Below are 17,317 nucleotides of genomic sequence, written 5' to 3' on the forward strand. Positions count from 1 at the left end.
GGATTTCTACCACCCCGCCGCAGGCCGCCGGCGGCCCCGGGGGTCCCCCGGCGGGGGTCAGGCATCCACCGGTCGCCAGGCGGGCCCGTTCCCGTCCTGCCGGACGTGTCCGAACACCACGTCGGCGAGGTGGACGCCGAAGCCGATCGTTCCGGGCTCGGCCAGTTCGGCGACGAGGCGGTGGCGCTGCTCCGCGGTCCGTGCGGGCTCGTGGTCGAAGGTCGAGGACCAGTCGGGGTGGTCGATCTGGATCGGCGCGTGGATGGCGTCGCCGAAGGCGATCAGTCGCCGTCCGCCGCCGGTGATGACGTACTCGGCGTGCCCGACGGTGTGACCGGGGACGATCCGCACCCGGACGCCGGGAAAGACCTCCTGCCCGTCCTCGATCGTCCGTACGCGCCGGCCGAGGGCCGCGACCTGCTCGGTCATGCCCTGGGCTTCGAGGAGGTCGCGGCCGTCCCACTCCGGCCCGGAGATCAGGTGGTCCGCGCGGGCGAACACCGACCCGCCGTCGCCGGGGGTCGGGTGGCAGGCCCAGCCGATGTGGTCGACGTGGAGGTGGGTGAACGCCACCGCTTCGATGTCCTCGGGGGCGCGGCCGAGGTCGGCGAGGTTCTGCAGGAGCGCACCGCCGTGGAGCGCGGCCAGCGGACCGTCCGGGAACGCGAGGGCCTTCGGGCCGAAGCCGGTGTCGATCAGCAGGGCCCGGTCGTCCCGTTCCACCAGCAGGGCGCCGACGCTCCCGACCAGGTGGCCGTCCTCGTCCAGGTGGTCGGGGTGCGCGGCCCACACCTCGTCGGTGGTGGCCGGGAGGAGGGCCAGGGGCCGCAGGCGGACGTCGCCGTCCGGCACGTACGAGACCTTGAGGTCGCCCAGCCGCAGCGAGCGGATGCCGGCCGGTCGGCTCAGTCGCGGCTGTCGTTCCTGCGTCAGATCGTTCATGGTTCCCGCCCTGTGAGTCGTCGTCAGCTCGCCGCCCGGCGTTCCCGTGGCGGCAGCACCCACCATAAGCATCAAGCTTGAACCATTCAAGCTGCAATTATCATGACTTGACGGAATTGATAGGGTGGCAGCATGACGACGTCACCGGAGCCACAGGTCATCGCCGAGCGGCAACTGTGCGGCCTGGTGACCGGGCTGGCCCAGCGAATCGCCGAGCACGTCCGCGAGCACGCCGCCGCCCTGGGGCTCACCGCGGCCCAGGCCACCGCGCTGCGGGAGATGAGCGGGCCGATGACCATGCGGGAGCTCGCCGAACGGATGAGCTGCGAGCCCTCCAACACCACCTTCGTCATCGACAAGCTGGAGCAGCAGAACCTGGTGGAGCGCCGCCCGCACCCCACCGACCGCCGCGCCAAGCACCTGGTCCTCACCTCCGAGGGCGCCGAGCTGCGCACGCGCCTGCTCGAACGCCTCACCGAGGGCTCACCGCTGGCCGGCCTCGCCCCGCAGGACCAGCAGGCCCTGCACCGCCTGCTGGAGCAGGCCATCGGCCACTGAACCCGCCCCGGTCCTGCCCTTGGCGGGGACCGGGGGCGGGGGCGGGAGCGGCGCGCGAGTGTTCACGGCCGGTCGACGCGGAAGTGGTAGCAGCCGTACTCGACGGCCCGGACGTGGACCTGGACGGTCTCCGGGTCGGCGAACGCCTCGGCGAGGGCCCGGTCGAAGCAGGCGTCGGCGTCCTCGGTCAGCTCCACCAGGCGGCCACCCGTGATGTGCCCGCGGCCGTCGTACCGCCGGAAGGCCCGCAGGGCGCCGGGGCGGGCCCACGGGTAGCCGAGGGCGCCCGCGTCCGGACCGCCGCAGTCCTCGGCATGGATGAAGATTGGGCCCTGCTCGTCGTACGCCCCGGGCTCGGCGCCCGTCTCCGCCGCCCACCGGCGCAGCGGGGCGTAGCTGACGAGGGCGATCCGGTCGCCGACGGTGCTCGGGCGCAGGCAGCAGCGGAGCGGGGCGCCGCCCTCGCCGTCGGGGTACGGGGTCGTCGGACGGCCCGCGTCGTCGCGGACGCGGAGCTGCTGCAGGGCGGTAGGGGTGATGGGCCGGGGTCGGTAGGTCCTGGTCATGTCCGTCAGCCTCGCGCAGCGGGCCGCGGCGTGCTGGCGGGAATCCGACGGCGCCTTCGGCGCGGCCGCGCATCCGGACGAGCGGGCGGGTGGGCCTCCCGGGTGGGCGGGCGCGGCGTCGGGGATTCGGCCTCCGGTGGCGGCGCCGGCGAGGCAGACTGGCAGCAGGCACCCGCACCGCACCACGCGCCGCCGTCGAATCCGCCGGAGATCGGGTCACCGATGGACACCACACCGCAGGACCTGCTGGTCGTCGCCCTGGAGGCGGGGGCCGGCCCACCGCCGGAGCAGGGCGAGCTGTCGCTGGCGCTCGCCGGCGCCGAGCTGATCGATCTGCTCGACATCCGGGCCGTCCAGCTGGACGACACCCGGATCCTGCCCGGCGGTCCGACGCCCGTCGCCGACGGGCTGCTGGCCCAGGCCGCGGCGGCGGTCGTCCGACAGCCGCCGTTCGAGACGGTCGAGGACTGGCTGTGGCGGCGGGGCCGCCAACTCGCCGCCGCCTACGCAGCCGCGCTCGCGGCCACGCTCGGGAGCGCGATCGGGACAGCGCCCGGAACCGGCGGCCCGGCCCGCCGCCCCCGCTTCCACCGCGCGAACGCGGCGCAGCCCGGCGGCCCGACGCCGACCGACGCCGCCGGACGCCGTGCGGCGCTGGACCGTTGGGAGTCGCGCGAGCCCGTCCTCACCGCCCTCGCGGCAGCCGTCGGCGTCGAAGGGCTGCCACCAGGCCGGCAACCGGACATCACCGACGACGACGTGGCCACCGTCCTCGCCGCGGTCAACGACGCGGTCCAGGAGCTGGACGCCGTACGGCAGCGCCGCGCCATCGAGGAGGCGGCGTTCGCCAACATCTGGCGCGGCGGCGCCGGTTGAGGCTGGCGGCCGAGCAACTGCCGCCGAAACGCTGGTGCAGGCGTGTGCGATCGGGCCGGACGAGGCGGGTACGGCACGAGCGACATCCGGATCCTGACGCGACCTCACCCGGCGCCGTCCGGGTCGGAGCCGTCGGGACGTCCGGCGTAGCGCGCGTAGCGGGCGGCGACGGGCCCGTAGGTCAGGCCGTGCAGGACGAGGCTCATCAGGACGGTCATGGTCATCAACTGGCCGACCAGATCGGCGGCGTGCGGGTCGACGGGGGCGAGGCCGTTGAAGGCGAGCAGGCCGTACACGATGGTGGCCATGCCGCGGGGGCCGAGCCAGGCCAGCAGGAGGCGGTCGGCGCGGCGCAGGCCGCTGCCGAGCAGGGCGAGCAGGACGGGGAGGACGCGGACGACGGTCAGCGACAGGGCGGCGTACGCCACCACCCGGCCGTCGAAGTCCCCGGTGAACGCCTGGGTGACGAGTTCGCCGAAGACGAACCAGAGGGCGAGCGAGAGCAGCGCGCCGACGTCCTCGACCAGGTCGAGGGCGTGGGCCGGCAGGGCACGCGCCTCGCGGGCGAAGCAGAGCCCGGCGACGAAGGCGGCGATGAAGCCGCTGCCGTCCAGCAGGATGCCCAGGCCGTAGGCGGCGAGCGGCAGCGCGAGGATGCCGAGCCGGACGGCGGAGGGCCTGGTCCAGCCGGCCCGCCAGGCGCGGCGCAGCAGCAGGCCGCCGGGCCGGCCGACCAGGACGCCGGCGACCACGGCCCAGAACACGGCGTCGAGGGCGCGCCCCAGTGGCTCCCCCGAGGGCGTCCCGCTGTCGCCGTAGGCCTCGGCGCCGGCCAGGAAGAACAGGAAGACGGGGGCGAGGATGCCGTCGTTGAGGCCCGTCTCGACGGTCAGGACGCCGCGCAGCCAGGACGGCAGCCGGCCGTCCTTGATCAGTTCGGCGGCGGGTGCCAGGTCGACGGCGACGGTCACCACGGCGAACAGGGCCACCAGCCACCAGCGTCCGGACGGGAAGAGCAGTCCGCCGACCAGCACTCCGGCGAGGACGGTCAGCGGCAGGGCCACCAGCAACAGCCGGGCGAGCAGGCGGCGGTGCGCACGGACGACGCCCTTCGGCGCGGCGATGGCATCGGTGAACAGCAGCACGGCGAGAATGATCTCGACAGCGCGTTCGGCGTCCGAGGTGGTCAGGCTGACGGTGACCAGCGGGTGCGGGCCGACCGTCAGCACCACGCCGGCCGCGGTCATCGCGACGGGGGCGGTGATGCTCCAGCGGACGAGCCGCCCGGCCACCAGGGCCCACGCGAAGAGCGTTGCCATGCTGACGACCAGCGCGATCACGCGCGCACCTGTCTTCCCCCGGTGCGCGACCGGACGGCGGCGGAGTGCTCCCGATCGTATGCGGGCGGGCGTCCGCGGGCCGCTTCCGCAGGCGCTCCCCCGCGTGTCCCGGCGGCGGGGCCTGCTCCATGTGGAGCCCATGGCTGGTGGACCTCTCCCCACCTGCGCAGGCTGGTCAGTGCGCGCCCGCACCGCGTGGCGCGCGCATCCACGCGGGCCTCCCCTGTCCGGGGCGGACGGGGCGTCAGAGAGACGGAGTCACAAGGTGGAGCAGGGCAGGGAGCAGGACGGTCTGCCGCCCGTCCGCGGGATCGGCGCCTTGGTGCGGCGGCGTGTGCAGCGCCGGTACGCGCGCGGTCGCTTACGGGGTGCGTCGACCAGGGCGGCGTTGGTCGCGGGTGCGGTGGTCCTCCTGGCCGGGGCGGGCCCGGCGCCGAGCGGTGCTCTGTCGCCGCCCGTTCGTGAGGACGTGTCAGCGGGTTCGGCGCGGTTCGTGCCCGGCGCCTGCCCGCAGACGGCGGAGCCGGTCCCCGGGCGGTGCGGGTTCCTCGAGGTGCCCGAGAACCGCGGGCGACGCGGCGGGCGGACGATCCGGCTGGCCGTCGCGATCATTCCGGCCGCATCGGCGGCGCCGGCCGCCGACCCGGTGGTCTTCATGGAGGGAGGTCCCGGCGGTGACGCGTTCGGGAGCATCCCCTTCCTGATCGATTCCGGCGTGAACCGGGACCGCGACCTCGTCGTGATGGCCCAGCGCGGGACGCTCCACACGGAGCCGAACCTGGCCTGCCCCGAGCTCGACCGGTTCAACGCGGCCGCGGTGGGGCTGGTCTACGACGCACCGTCGACCGGGCGGCGCCTGGTGCGGGCGGCGAAGGAGTGCCGCGACCGGCTGGCGGCGGACGGGGTCGAGCTCAGCGCCTACAACACCACCGAGAACGCCGCGGACTTCGCCGACCTGCGCAGGGCGTTGGGCATCCGGCGGTGGAACGTCTACGGGTACTCGTACGGCACCGAGCTGGCCCTCACCTATCTGCGCCTGCACCCCGAGGGGATCCGCTCGGTGGCGATCGACTCGGTCGTGCCGCCGCAGATCGTCAGCCTGCCGTGGACCTGGGACAGCGCCCGCGAGGGGATCGGCGCGATCTTCGCGGCCTGCGCGGCCCAGCCCGTCTGTGCGAGCCGCTACCCGGGCCTGCCGGACCTGCTGACGGAGCAGGTCCGGCGGTTGGAGGCGCATCCGCTGCGGCTGACGGCGCAGCCGCCGGCGGGCGGGGAGCCGGTGGACGTCGTCCTCGACGGCGGCACGCTGGTGAACCTGCTGGTCGCCAATGCCGTCAAGGCCGTCGACGTCCCCGCGGCGCTCGACGAACTCGCCCACGGGAATCCGGAGCGCTTCGCGCGGGTCCGCGCCGCCGAGGCGACGCCGGTCATCGGTGAGTTCGCCCACGGCCTGACGCAGTCCGTGGCGTGCAGCGAATGGGTCCCGGGCTATTCGGAGGCCGATCTGCTGGACGCGGGGCGCCGGGCCTTCCCCGGCTGGCCGGACACCGTCCTGGCCCAGGCACCGCAGCTTCCCTTCGAGCACCGGGTGTGCCGCGCCTGGGACGTCCCGGACCGCACCGCCGTCCAGCGGGTCGCCACCTACAGCGCGGTGCCGACCCTCGTCCTCTCCGGCACCTTCGATGCGAAGAGCGGGGCGCGCTGGGGCGCGTACACGGCCCGCACGCTGCCCCGTTCGACCACCGTGCTGATCCCCGGGATCGGCCACTGGGTGGTGCCCCAGTCGCCGTGCGCGGCGGACGTCCTGGCCTCCTTCCTCGCGCGTCCGACCGCGCCCGACACCGCCTGCGTGGCCGGACTCGCACCGAAGCCGTTCACCATCACCCCCGAACCGGAGACCCCATGATGTCCATCCGCCCGCCCCGCCGACGGCGTACCGCGCGACCGCTGCTCACCGCACGACCGCTGCGCGCCGTACGACCGCTGCGGACCGCGCTGGCGGGCGCCGCGACCGGCGTCCTCGTCGTCGGCCTCGCCGGGCTGCCCGCCCGGGCCGCGTCCGGCAGCGAACCGCCGCTCGGCACGGCCGCCCGGACCGCGGGCCGCGCCCACTTCGAGCCGGGCCCCTGTCCGCGGACGGCGGACCCCGTTCCCGCTCTCGAGAGCGCCCGCTGCGGAACCCTCACCGTGCCCGAGAACCGCGCCCGGCCCACCGGGCGCACGATCACCCTCGGCGTCGCCGTCGTGCCCGCCGCAGCGAGCAGACCCGCGCGGGACCCGATCGTGTGGTTCGCCGGCGGGCCCGGCGACGACGCGGTCTCCGAGATCCCGCTGGCGCTGGGCGGCGGCCTGAACCGCGACCGGGACGTCATCTTCATGTCCCAGCGGGGCACCTACTCGGCCGACCCGGCGCTCACCTGCCCCAACATCGACCAGTTCAACGCCGACGCGCTCGGCCTCGTCTACGGCGCGCCCTCCACCGGGCGCCTGCACGTCGAGGCGACCCGGGCCTGCCGCGACCGGCTGGCGAGCCGCGGCGTCGACCTCAGCGCGTACAACAGCACCGAGAGCGCCGCCGACTACGCCGACCTACGGGTCGCGCTGGGCATCCGGCAGTGGAACGTCTTCGGCATCTCCTACGGCACCGACCTGGCCCTCCTCTACCAGCGCCTGCACCCGGAAGGCCTCCGGTCCGTCGGCATCGACGGCATCCTGCCGCCGTCCCTCGCCGGCGGGGCCGTGACCTGGAAAGCCGCGCGGGAGGGCTTCGACGGCATCTTCACCGCCTGCGCCGAGCAGCCCGCCTGCAACGACCGCTACCCGGACCTCAAGTCCACCTTCGAACGCCTCGTCAGCGAGCTGGAGGCCCGACCGGTCACCACCACCGTCACCGTCCCGGACCACGCGGAGCCGGTGAAGGTCGTCCTGGACGGCGGGGTCCTGGTGAGCTGGCTGACCTTCGCCAGCCACCTGGCGGCCGGCGTCCCCCGGTCCATCGACGAGCTGGCCCACGGCAATCCGCAGCGGATCGCCGAACAGTGGGCAGGAGGCAAGCTCAGCCCCCAGGCCTTCGGCAGGCTCTCGCACGGGCTCGCCTACGGGGTCTTCTGCAGCGAATGGACACCGTTCGAGAGCGAGGCCGACGTCATCCGGGCAGGACGCGAGGCGTTCCCGTCGTTCCCCGAGTCCGTCCTGGCCAACGCTCCGGGACTCGCCTTCCTCCACGAGGACTGCCGCGCCTGGGACGTGCCCGCGGCACCGCGCTCGGTCCGGAAGGTGACACGCAGCGACATCCCGACGCTGGTCCTGTCGGGCGGGTTCGACTCCCAGACCGCACCCAGCAGCGGCCCGTACGCCGCCCGCACTCTGAGCCGCTCCACCGAGGTCACCGTCCCGTACGTCGCCCACGTGGTCTTCGCCGACTCACCGTGCGCACAGTCGATCACCACCTCCTTCTTCGACACCCCGACCGCGCCGGACACGCAGTGCCTCGACTGCCTCCAGCCGCCGGAGTTCGAGATCGGAACGTGAACCCGACCGGCCGACCGGCCCATCGCTCCTGACGCACGCACCGGCCGACGACCACCCGGCCGGTGCTGCCCACTGCACCCGGGAGATCACCGACACGCCCCACGCCCTCACCGTGCGGTCCGGACCGGGGCGAGCTGGTCGAAGCAGTAGTAGACGGCCAGGACGGCATGGGTGGCGAGCATCGCGACCGGGCTGACGTAGGCCAGGCCGACGGTGGCGAGGTAGCACAGCCCGCCGAAGCCGAACCGCCGGATCGCGGCGCGCTTGGCCTCGGGCGAGACAGGGGTGTGCAGGGTGCGCGCGTCGCGGGTGAACGCCAGGAAGAGGAGCGTGAACGCGATGCCCATGGCGACCATGGTCAGGGCGTAGATCGCCGCCGCGGTCTCGGCGTCGCCGTGGGGAGCGGTGAGGTAGGCGGCGAGCAGGCGGGTGGGGAAGGGAATGACGGAGACGGTCAGCAGCAGGAACAGGTTGGCGAACAGGGTCCGCCGGTCGACGCGCCGCGCGAGGGCGCACATGGCGTGGTGGTTGATCCAGATGATGCCGATGACGAGGAAGCTGACCAGGTAGGCGAAGTAGGCGGGCCACTGGTGGGCGAGCGCCGAGGTCAGCGACTGCCCGTCGAGGCTGTCCGGCTCGGGGACGTTCAGGTCCAGGACCAGCAGGGTGATCGCGATGGCGAAGACGCCGTCGCTGAACGCCTCCAGGCGGCTGGTGCTGAAGCCCGCCGCCGGGGCGGCCGCGCCGGTCGTGGAGGGGTCGTCCTGGCTCATGCTGTCTCCGGGTCGGAATCGGTCGGGTCGGGGTCGGTCGCGTCGGGGTCGGTCGGGTCGGAATCTGTCAGGTCGGGGTCGGTCGGCTCGAGAGCAACGTCGAGGGGCTGGTCCCCGCGCAGCAGCCCGAGTGCGACCGGGCCTTCGCGGTGGGCGGCGAGGTCCTCGCAGGTGCGTACGTCGGCGCTCCCGCGGCGGACGATCAGGTCGCCGGGGCGGATGCCGGCCCGGGCGGCGGGACCGTCGGGGGCGACGTGGCTGACGAGCAGGCCGATGCGGTCGGTCAGGCCGACTGCGGCACGGCGGAGCCGGGCGACGCGGGCGGGTTCGAGGGTCATGCCCCACACCTGCGGGGCACGCGGTCCGGTGTGTTCGAAGGAGGCGAGGAGTCGGCGCAGCAGGTCGGCGAGGCGGGTCTGCTCGTCGGGGGTGAGGGCGGACAGCAGCCGCTCCTCGCCGGCCAGGTGGACCGGGGCGATCCGGTCGAACAGCTCCAGGCCCTCCTCGGTGAGGCGGACGGTGTAGCTGCGCTTGTCGCCCGGGGCCGGCTCGCGGGTCACGACGCCGCGCTGTTCGAGGCGGGCCAGGCGCACGCTCACAGTGCCCGACGTCAACCCGAGGGACTCCATCAGCCGGGCCTGACCCAGCCGGTAGGGGGCGCCCGTCCGGCGCAGGTTGACCAGGACCTGGAAGTCGGCCGGCGTCAGGTCGAACCCGGCGAACACCTCGGCGAGCGCGCCGTCCAGGTGGGCGCGGACGCGTGCCAGGCGGGTGACCACCCCGACCGGCGCCACCTCCAGGTCGGGGCGCTCGTGGTGCCACTGTTCGAGGATGGCGTCGACGCTGTCGCGTACCGGCTCGCCCTTGTCTGCCATGGATTCCATGTTAGGGGAATTCTTCCGTTGAGATGATTGCTTGAGTCCAAGCAATCAGTTCGAGCAAACCAGCTCACCTGCCGGAAGGTCCTCGTCATGCCCGACACCAACGTCCATGTCACCTCGGCCTCGCCCGACCACCACCTGCGGGTCGACACCCTGACCGACCGCCCCCGCGAGGTCCTGATCGTCGTGGCCAACCCGACCGTCAGCAGCAACAACCACTGGCCCGTCGGCTTCTGGGGGGCCGAGCTCACCCACCCCTACTACGAGCTGACCGAGGCCGGCTTCCGGGTCACCATCGCCTCCCCCGCCGGCGGAAAGGTCGAGATGGACGCCCTGTCCGACCCCCGCGACCCCTCCAGGTGGTCGGCCGAGGATCTGATCACGATGGGCTTCGTGAACACCCCCGCCCTCGCCGCGCTCCTGGCCGACACCCCCGCTCTCGACAGCCTGGACCTCGACCGGTACGAGGCGCTGCTGATCGCCGGCGGCCAGTCCCCGATGTTCACCTTCCGCGACAACCCGGCCCTCCACCGGGCCGTCCGGGCCTTCTGGGAAGCCGAGAAGGTCGTCAGCGCCTACTGCCACGGCGTCGCCGCCCTGGTCGACTGCACCCTCGCCGACGGCACCGCCCTGGTCGCCGGCCGTACCCTCACCGGCTTCTCCAACCTCGAGGAGGAGTACGGCAACCGGGCCGCCGGCGTACAGATCATGCCCTGGCGCGTCGAAGACGCCCTGCGGGAACGCGGCGCCAACTACATCAGCGCCGGCCTGTTCAAGCCGTTCGCCGTCCGGGACGGCCGCCTCGTCACCGGCCAGCAGCAGTACTCCAGCCGCAAGGTCGCGCAGGCCGTCATCGCCGCCATCGGCGCCTGACCGCACCTACCACGTCCTCGAGGAGAGACACCCCATGACCACCGTCGCAGTCATCGGAACCGGATTCATCGGCGGCACCCTCGGCCGGGCCTTCGCCCGCGCCGGACATCCCACCGCCCTCGGCTCCCGCACCCCCGACACCGACACCGCCGCACAGGACAGCGGCGCCCGCACCACCGGCGTCGCCGACGCCATCGCCCAGGCCGACACCGTCGTCCTCGCCGTTCCCGCCACCGCCCTCGAAGAACTCCTCACCACCCACGGCAAAGCCCTCACCGGCAAGCTGGTGGTCGACGCCGCCAACACCATCCCCGGCCCGGTGGCCCACCACGCGGACCTGATAGCGCGCCACGCCCCCGGGGCCCGCTACGCCCGCGCCTTCAACACCCTCGGCGGCGAAAACCTCGCCGAACCCGACTTCCACGGCACACCCGCCGACATGTACTACTCCGCCCCCGAAGCCGACCGTCCGACCCTCGACACCCTCATCACCGCCGTCGGCCTGCGCCCGCAGTACCTCGGCGACGGACAGCACGACACCGTGGACGGCGTCCTGCGCCTGTGGTTCGCCCTGGCCGTCACCCAGGACCACGGCCGCCGACTGGCCTTCCACACCCTCACCCACTGACACTCCACCACCCGGACCCCGCGGCCTCCCCCGCGCCGCGGGGCCCCGCACACGAACGCAGCCGGCGCTCTCGGTCACACCGTCTAGCGGGCAGGGCCCGAATCGGCCGACACGGCGGTGCTCGTACCGCCCCACCGCGGCCAGCGGCCAGTAGCCAGCCGGCACCACGTTCGCGGCGGTCCTGGCGCGGGCCAGCGGGTGAGCGTCAGTGAGCGTGTCTGAAAGATCGCGTAAGTCCGTGATGTGACAGCCTGGCCGGGGACTCGACCTCGGGTTCTCTGGCCAGGCGGGACGGACGAGTCATGGCGGACAAGGAACCGGTCGCCTCGGCGGCCGAGGACGTGTTGGTCGACGAGGTCGTCGAGCGGCTGATGGACCGCGCCGACGCCTCAGGGGCGGCCCTGCTCGGTGAGGGCGGGCTGCTGACGGAGATCACCAGGGCCGTGCTGGAACGGGCCCTGGAAGCCGAGATGACCCAGCACCTCGGCTACGAGAAGCACGATCCCGCAGGCCGCGGGTCGGGCAACTCCCGCAATGGGACGTCGCCCAAGACCGTGCTGACGGACGTCGGGGCAGTCACGCTGGCGGTGCCCAGGGACCGCAAGGGCGACTTCGAGCCGCAGCTGGTGCCGAAGAACGCGCGGCGGCTGGCGGGCTTCAACGACCGCATCCTGTCCCTGTATGCGCGCGGGATGTCGGTGCGGGACATCCGCTCCCACCTGGCCCAGATCTACGGGGTAGAGGTCAGCCCGGACCTGATCAGCAAGGTCACCGACGCGGTCGTGGACGAGCTCGTGAGCTGGCAGAACCGCCCACTGGACGCGGTCTGGCCGATCATCTACATCGACGCGCTGTGGGTGAAGATCCGCTCCGGGGCGGTGGTCTCCAAGCCGGTCTACCTGGCCGTCGGCGTCGACATGGACGGTCGCAAGGACGTGTTGGGCCTGTGGGTCGGCGCCGAGGGCGAGGGCGCGACCACGTGGATGGCCGTGCTCACCGAACTGCGCAACCGCGGCGTCGAGGACGTGTGCATCGTCGCCTGCGACGGCCTGAAAGGCCTGCCCGACGCAGTGACCGCGACCTGGCCTCGCGCCACGGTCCAGACCTGCGTAATTCACCTGATCCGCGCGTCGTTGCGCCTGTCGTCGGCAAGGGACCACCCCAGGCTCGTGCCGGCCCTGCGGGCGATCTACACCGCGCCGACCGAGCAGGCAGCCGAACAGGCCCTCGACGCGTTCACGGTCTCCGAGCTGGGCGAACGCTACCCGGCCGTGGTCCGCACCTGGCGCGCGGCCTGGAGCGAGTTCACGCCCTACCTCGCGTTCCCGCCATCGATAAGGAAGGTCGTCTACTCGACGAACATGGTCGAGTCGATCAACTCCCGGCTGCGGAAGGCAACCCGCAACCGCGCGGCCATTTCCCCTCGGAACAGGCCGCGTTGAAGGTGCTCTACCTCGCGGTCCGGGAGCAGATCAACCCGAAGGCGCGCGACGCCAACCACGTCGCCGCACACTGGAAGCAGGCGCTGAACCAGTTCTCGCTGTTCTTCGAGGACCGGCTCAGCGTTCAGTAACCCTGCACGATTTACACGAGATCACTGACACGTCCGCGTCAGTCGCCGTCGGTCGAGGCGTCGGGCGTGGCCATTCCGGCGGGCTTGATGCCGAGCTTCGCCTCGGCGGTGGTCCAGTCGGTGACAATGGCCTGCTGGGCGGCGGCGAGGGTGGTCTGGCCCTTGCAGATCGCGGTGTGCAGGTGGGTCTCCACCGAGTCCTTGGGATTGTTGGGGCCCTTTCCGGCAACGTGGTCCGGGGAGGGTGGCTCGACCCACAGGTTCCTGGGGTCGTTGGGGTCTCCGCCGAGCTGGAGGCTGATCAGGTGGTCGTACTCGGCGTCGCCCGCCGGTCCGCTGTACCCATAGGACTTGGCGTTGTCGGCCTTCTCCTTGCCAGTGATGTTCGACGGCGGGCGGATGGCGGAGGTGTAGCCGCCGGGCTTGCAGATGGTGTCGTTGATGTTCGCCTGGGTCACCGCGGGGCTGGTGGCGCCCGGGGTGCAGGCCGTATCGGGAAGCGGCTGCTTGTCGGCGGTGTACCGGTAGTGGCACGAGCCGGGCGCCGGCTGCGCCTGGGCCAGGTACGCCGCCTTCGGCCCGGCGCCGACCGGTATCGCCACCGCGCCGGCGCTGCCGGCCGGGGCGGGCGCGACCTGGGACGGCGACGCGGCGGCGCGGCCTCCCGGGTTCGTGCCCTTGGCTGCGGGGGTGCACCCTGCGGTCGAAAGCGCCAGTAGTGGAATGGCCGCGCCGACCAGGGCTATCCGAGCCGGGTTCCCCACAACACTCTCCGAACGGTCCGACGACATGGGCGAGGGGCGACGGCGGCCAGTGACGTACAGGCAGTGCCTCGCCCCCGGCGGACCCTACCGCGCCCCGGCAACGTCTTGGTGTCGGCTTGACCCGCCTTGACCCGGCCTTTCCCGTCGGCCGTACGTGCCCGCCGACGCGGCGTTCCTGCTCTCGGCCCGCAAGAAGGCAATCGGGACATGCGGTGATGCAGTCCGGGCAGGTCCAGGACCGGCCAGACCAGGCACCGCACCTACGACGCGCCCTGTCGAGGTCGACTCACACCCATCCTTGGCGATGGCGCGTCCTGCGTTCAGGCCGCAGCGCGGAAAACGTACGCCGTCATCGGAGCGGTGACCGGCCCCGGGCCCAGCCGGGTCGTCATCTCCTCGATGACGGTGGCCAGGACGGCCGGCAGGTCGCCGCGCTCCTCAACGGCCGCGCGCACTGGTGTCCCGGTGAGATACCCGGTGGCAAGGTCGACGATCGACGTGGCCCGGCCCTGAAGCGTCAGCTCCTGCTCGTCCTCGACGACGAACCCGGCGGCCGCCAGATCAGCGGCCACGACAGCGGGGTCGGCGTAGCCGTGGGGAACCGTCGGGAGGAACCGCGGCGGGTCGACCGGAAAGGCCCGCTCCAGCCCGGCCTGCAGCGCGACTTCGAACGAGTGCGTCCCGAGCGGGCCCCAGGTGTTGAACAGGAACCGGCCGCCCTGGGCCAGGACCCGGCGAACCTCCGTGAAGGCCTCGATGCGGTCGGGAAAGAACATCACGCCGAACTGGCAGAGCACCAGGTCGAAACCTCCGTCCGGGAACGGCAGCCGCTGTGCGTCTGCCTGGCGCCACACCGCGCCCGGGGCGCGGGTGGACCCGAAAGCGACCATGGCCTCGTTCAGGTCGGTGGCTGTCACCTCGGCCGACGGTACGGCTGCGAGCAGGGCTGACGTCAACACGCCGGTTCCCGCGGCCAGTTCGAGGACCCGCCCGGGGTGGAGTGCCGCCGCCCGGGCGCTCAGGTCCTCGGCGAACGGCTGGAAGACCACGGGCGCGAGGTACTGCTCATAGGCCGCCGGCATGGACTCGGACCACCGCCGGTCGGCATTGATTCCTGTCACCCGCACGACGGTAGCGCCGCGCCAGGAAGCCTCTTCCTCGGCGCGCCGCCATGCGCCGTCGCCCCCCGCGTCCTGGAGCCGGTTGCGGGTGAGGCGGGCGACGGGGTCGCCAGCAGCGTGCCGCGTACCAGCGAGGCCACGACCGCTGCCCACGTCTTCCTCGGATCGAGCCCGAGCCCGCCTGCGACGGCTTCAGCAGCCGGACGCTCGCCGCACTCCGAGGCGCGCTTCGCACAAGCAGCATCGCCCACCCCGACGGCCCGTCAGCGGAGGCTGACGGGCCCCGCGGGCAAGGCCCTTGACGGGCGCTCGTCACCGCCCCTACGGTCTGCGGCAGAAAGTTTCCAGCAAGTTTCAATGAGCTTGCAGCAAGGCGCGGGCCCCTCCCCCACTGGGCGTGCCGTGCTGTGCCGTCCCGCCGCCTCCCGGCCGGAGGTCGGTTCCGGCTGCGCCCACAACTGCCCCACCCCGCACCGCTCCCATCTGCACCGCTCCCGCCCCCACAGGAGACACCGTGCATGACCTCGACCATGGCAGTCCCGCGCCGCGCGGGCACCGCGCACCGCGCAGGTCCGGCCGGCGCGCCACCGCCGCGGCTCTTGCCGCGCTGACTGCCGGCGCGGGCCTGCTCACCGCCCCCACGACCGCCGGGGCGAGCACGCCCGGCAGCAAGACCGTCACCGCCACGCTGTTCGAATGGTCCTACGCCTCCGTGGCAAAGGAGTGCACCAACTTCCTCGGCCCGAAGGGCTACGGCTATGTCGAGGTCTCGCCGCCCCAGGAGCAGATCCAGGGCAGCCAGTGGTGGACCTCGTACCAGCCGGTCAGTTACAAGCTCGCCGGCCGGCTGGGCGACGCCACGGCGTTCTCGAACATGGTCAGCGCCTGCCACGCCGCGGGCGTCAAGGTCGTCGCCGACGCCGTCATCAACCACATGAGCGCCGGTTCCGGGACGGGCACCGGCGGGACGACGTACACCAAGTACAACTACCCCGGCTACTACCAGGACCAGGACTTCCACTCCTGCCGCAGCAACATCAGCAACTACGCCGACCGTTCGAACGTGCAGAACTGCGAACTGTCGGGCCTCGCCGACCTGAACACCGGCAGTGACTACGTACGGTCCACCATCGCCGCGTACCTCAACAGCCTGATCGCCAAGGGCGTCGACGGCTTCCGCGTCGACGCCGCCAAGCACATCGCGGCCGCCGACCTCGCCGCCATCAAGGCCAAGCTGACCAATCCGGGCATCTACTGGGTGCAGGAGGTCATTTACGCCAGCGGCGAGGCCGTCCAGCCCGGCGAGTACACCGGCACCGGGGACGTCGACGCGTTCATGGGCGCCTACGACCTCAAGCGGATCTTCAGCAGCGAGAAGCTCGCCTACCTGAGCAACTGGAACGACTCGTGGGGAGCCGGCTACCTTCCGAGCGCCAACTCGCGTACGTTCACCGACAACTGGGACACCGAGCGGAACGGGTCCACGCTCAACTACAAGTACGGCAACACCTACACCCTCGCCAACGTCTACCTGCTGGCGTGGCCGTACGGGTCGCCGAACGTCTACTCGGGCTACGAGTTCACCGACATCGACGCCGGCCCGCCCAACGGCGGCACCGTCACCGCGTGCTACCAGAACGGCTGGAAGTGCCAGCACGAGTGGCGGCAGATCGCCAACATGGTGGCGTTCCGCAACGCCGTCAACGGCACCGCGGTGACCAACTGGTGGTCCAACGGCAACAACGCGATCGCGTTCGGCCGCGGCAGCAAGGGCTACGTGGCCATCAACCACGAGTCCGGGCCGATCACGCAGACGTTCCAGACCTCGCTGCCGGCCGGTAGTTACTGCGACGTCCAGCACGGCGACCCGAGCAGCGGCGGCGGGTGCAGCGGGCCGCGCTACACCGTGGCCGCCAACGGCACCTTCACCGCCACCGTCGGCGCGGGCGACGCCGTCGCCCTCTACGTCGGAGCGGGCAACTGACGCGGCCCACGCGGTGAGCACGGCTGGGGCCCCGGGGCAGCGGATCGCCTCAGGGCCCCGGCCGGGACGGCGGGCGGACCTCAACCTCGCGGAGTGCCACCGCGAACTCCGCGCGGACGCGGAGCACAACGGGGACAGTGGCAGCGCCGCCTTGCATCCGCGCCGGGCCCGGTGCACGATCGGCCGATGTTCGAGTTACTGCCCGGCGTCGGGGTCGCACTGCCCGCAGACGCGGGAACCTTCCGCTTCGGGTCCGACGAGCGGACGACGGCCGAGGTCCTGGCGGGGCTCGGGCGCGTCCGGTCGGTGTCGGCAGTCCCCTGGATCCACACCGTCCGCTGGGGCGACGTCGAACTGACCGCCCATGCGGACCGGACGGACCGGCCCGGCGAGCTGCTCCTGCGTTCCGTCGTGCTGAGTCGCGGCGGGTCGGCGTCGGGCGTCCCCGGCGGCACTCCTGTCGTCCTCGGCGACGTCGACCTGTTCGGGTACCCGGCCGCCGAAGTGCTGGAGGCCCTCGGCGACCAGCTGCCCCCGGAGCTGGAGATCCGGCCCGGTGACGGGCGGAACCACCTGACGAGTGTCACCCTGCACGCCACCCCGCCGACACCACCGGACGGTCGCCGCGCCCGCGCCGCGGCCGAGGCGGCCGAGGTCGAGCGCGCCGTGGTCGAACTCGAGCCGATGTGGACCACGGACCTCGACCAGTGGCAGTTGCAGGAAGCCGGCGGCGGCCACCTGCCCGTCCGCCGGAGCCATCCGCAGACCGTGCTGCTGATCTGCAACGAGAACGTGGCCCGACGGGTCACCGCCGCAATGCTCGCGGCCGGCGTGGAGGTCGTCCCGGAGCAGCACTGATAGAGCCCAACGTCCGTGGGGCGGCGCGGCGGAGGCCGCCGCGCCGAGC

15 protein-coding genes and 1 pseudogene are annotated in these 17,317 nt (G+C 72.7%); 9 read left to right on the forward strand and 7 right to left on the reverse strand.

What is annotated here, in order from left to right; translation table 11 throughout:
• Window positions 1–57: 57 nt before the first annotated feature.
• Window positions 58–942 (reverse strand): MBL fold metallo-hydrolase, encoded by an 885-nt coding sequence (locus FHR36_RS24355; RefSeq protein ID WP_253800303.1) that lies wholly within the window; start codon window positions 940–942, stop codon window positions 58–60.
• Window positions 943–1,074: 132 nt separating this feature from the next.
• Between FHR36_RS24355 and FHR36_RS24360 the strand changes: the two genes are divergently transcribed.
• Window positions 1,075–1,500, forward strand: coding sequence for a MarR family winged helix-turn-helix transcriptional regulator (locus tag FHR36_RS24360; protein WP_253800304.1), 426 nt, complete (start codon window positions 1,075–1,077; stop codon window positions 1,498–1,500).
• A gap of 62 nt (window positions 1,501–1,562) precedes the next feature.
• Here the strand turns inward: FHR36_RS24360 and FHR36_RS24365 are convergent, their stop codons facing one another.
• On the reverse strand, window positions 1,563–2,066 hold the full coding sequence (locus FHR36_RS24365) for a DUF1203 domain-containing protein (protein WP_253800305.1): 504 nt from the start codon (window positions 2,064–2,066) through the stop codon (window positions 1,563–1,565).
• Window positions 2,067–2,288: 222 nt separating this feature from the next.
• On the opposite strand from FHR36_RS24365, the gene FHR36_RS24370 reads away from it, so the two are divergent.
• The gene (locus FHR36_RS24370; protein WP_253800306.1) at window positions 2,289–2,942 is read left to right on the forward strand and encodes a GPP34 family phosphoprotein; all 654 of its coding nucleotides are present in this window, start codon (window positions 2,289–2,291) and stop codon (window positions 2,940–2,942) included.
• 104 nt (window positions 2,943–3,046) lie between these two features.
• Here FHR36_RS24370 and FHR36_RS24375 read toward each other — a convergent pair whose 3' ends face one another.
• Window positions 3,047–4,282 (reverse strand): cation:proton antiporter domain-containing protein, encoded by a 1,236-nt coding sequence (locus tag FHR36_RS24375; protein ID WP_253800307.1) that lies wholly within the window; start codon window positions 4,280–4,282, stop codon window positions 3,047–3,049.
• A gap of 553 nt (window positions 4,283–4,835) precedes the next feature.
• Here FHR36_RS24375 and FHR36_RS24380 point away from each other — a divergent pair.
• Both FHR36_RS24380 and FHR36_RS24385 read left to right on the forward strand, forming a co-directional pair.
• Window positions 4,836–6,188, forward strand: a complete 1,353-nt coding sequence (locus tag FHR36_RS24380) for an alpha/beta fold hydrolase (protein WP_253800308.1) — start codon at window positions 4,836–4,838, stop codon at window positions 6,186–6,188.
• Window positions 6,185–7,813, forward strand: coding sequence for an alpha/beta fold hydrolase (locus tag FHR36_RS24385; RefSeq protein WP_253800309.1), 1,629 nt, complete (start codon window positions 6,185–6,187; stop codon window positions 7,811–7,813). Before FHR36_RS24380 ends, FHR36_RS24385 begins: the two co-directional genes overlap by 4 nt.
• 107 nt (window positions 7,814–7,920) lie before the next feature.
• Here FHR36_RS24385 and FHR36_RS24390 read toward each other — a convergent pair whose 3' ends face one another.
• A complete protein-coding gene (locus FHR36_RS24390) occupies window positions 7,921–8,586 on the reverse strand; it encodes a TMEM175 family protein (protein ID WP_253800310.1) in 666 nt (221 codons plus the stop codon).
• Entirely contained in the window at window positions 8,583–9,461 is an 879-nt protein-coding gene (locus FHR36_RS24395) for a MarR family transcriptional regulator (RefSeq protein ID WP_253800311.1), read from the reverse strand. The genes FHR36_RS24390 and FHR36_RS24395 overlap by 4 nt, the downstream gene beginning before the upstream one ends.
• Window positions 9,462–9,557: 96 nt before the next feature.
• Here FHR36_RS24395 and FHR36_RS24400 point away from each other — a divergent pair, with 96 nt between their 5' ends.
• The 3 genes and pseudogenes from FHR36_RS24400 (at window position 9,558) to FHR36_RS24410 (ending at window position 12,541) form a co-directional block, all read left to right on the forward strand.
• Window positions 9,558–10,340: a type 1 glutamine amidotransferase domain-containing protein gene (locus tag FHR36_RS24400; protein ID WP_253800312.1), complete on the forward strand. Its 783-nt coding sequence runs from the start codon at window positions 9,558–9,560 to the stop codon at window positions 10,338–10,340.
• A gap of 34 nt (window positions 10,341–10,374) precedes the next feature.
• Window positions 10,375–10,968, forward strand: a complete 594-nt coding sequence (locus FHR36_RS24405; RefSeq protein ID WP_253800313.1) for an NADPH-dependent F420 reductase — start codon at window positions 10,375–10,377, stop codon at window positions 10,966–10,968.
• A gap of 302 nt (window positions 10,969–11,270) precedes the next feature.
• Window positions 11,271–12,541 (forward strand): annotated as a pseudogene (locus tag FHR36_RS24410) (IS256 family transposase).
• Window positions 12,542–12,579: 38 nt separating this feature from the next.
• On the opposite strand, the gene FHR36_RS24415 reads toward FHR36_RS24410, so the two are convergent.
• Together FHR36_RS24415 and FHR36_RS24420 are read right to left on the reverse strand one after the other, a co-directional pair.
• On the reverse strand, window positions 12,580–13,305 hold the full coding sequence (locus tag FHR36_RS24415) for a hypothetical protein (RefSeq protein WP_253800314.1): 726 nt from the start codon (window positions 13,303–13,305) through the stop codon (window positions 12,580–12,582).
• A gap of 320 nt (window positions 13,306–13,625) precedes the next feature.
• Complete coding sequence (locus FHR36_RS24420; protein WP_253800718.1) at window positions 13,626–14,387, reverse strand: class I SAM-dependent methyltransferase; 762 nt, start codon at window positions 14,385–14,387, stop codon at window positions 13,626–13,628.
• Window positions 14,388–15,033: 646 nt separating this feature from the next.
• Between FHR36_RS24420 and FHR36_RS24425 the strand changes: the two genes are divergently transcribed.
• On the forward strand, window positions 15,034–16,410 hold the full coding sequence (locus FHR36_RS24425; protein ID WP_253800720.1) for an alpha-amylase: 1,377 nt from the start codon (window positions 15,034–15,036) through the stop codon (window positions 16,408–16,410).
• A gap of 186 nt (window positions 16,411–16,596) precedes the next feature.
• Complete coding sequence (locus tag FHR36_RS24430; protein WP_253800315.1) at window positions 16,597–17,268, forward strand: hypothetical protein; 672 nt, start codon at window positions 16,597–16,599, stop codon at window positions 17,266–17,268.
• The last annotated feature ends 49 nt before the right edge of the window (window positions 17,269–17,317 follow it).

The organism is Kitasatospora cinereorecta, from assembly GCF_024172095.1.
Lineage (GTDB): Bacteria > Actinomycetota > Actinomycetes > Streptomycetales > Streptomycetaceae > Kitasatospora > Kitasatospora cinereorecta.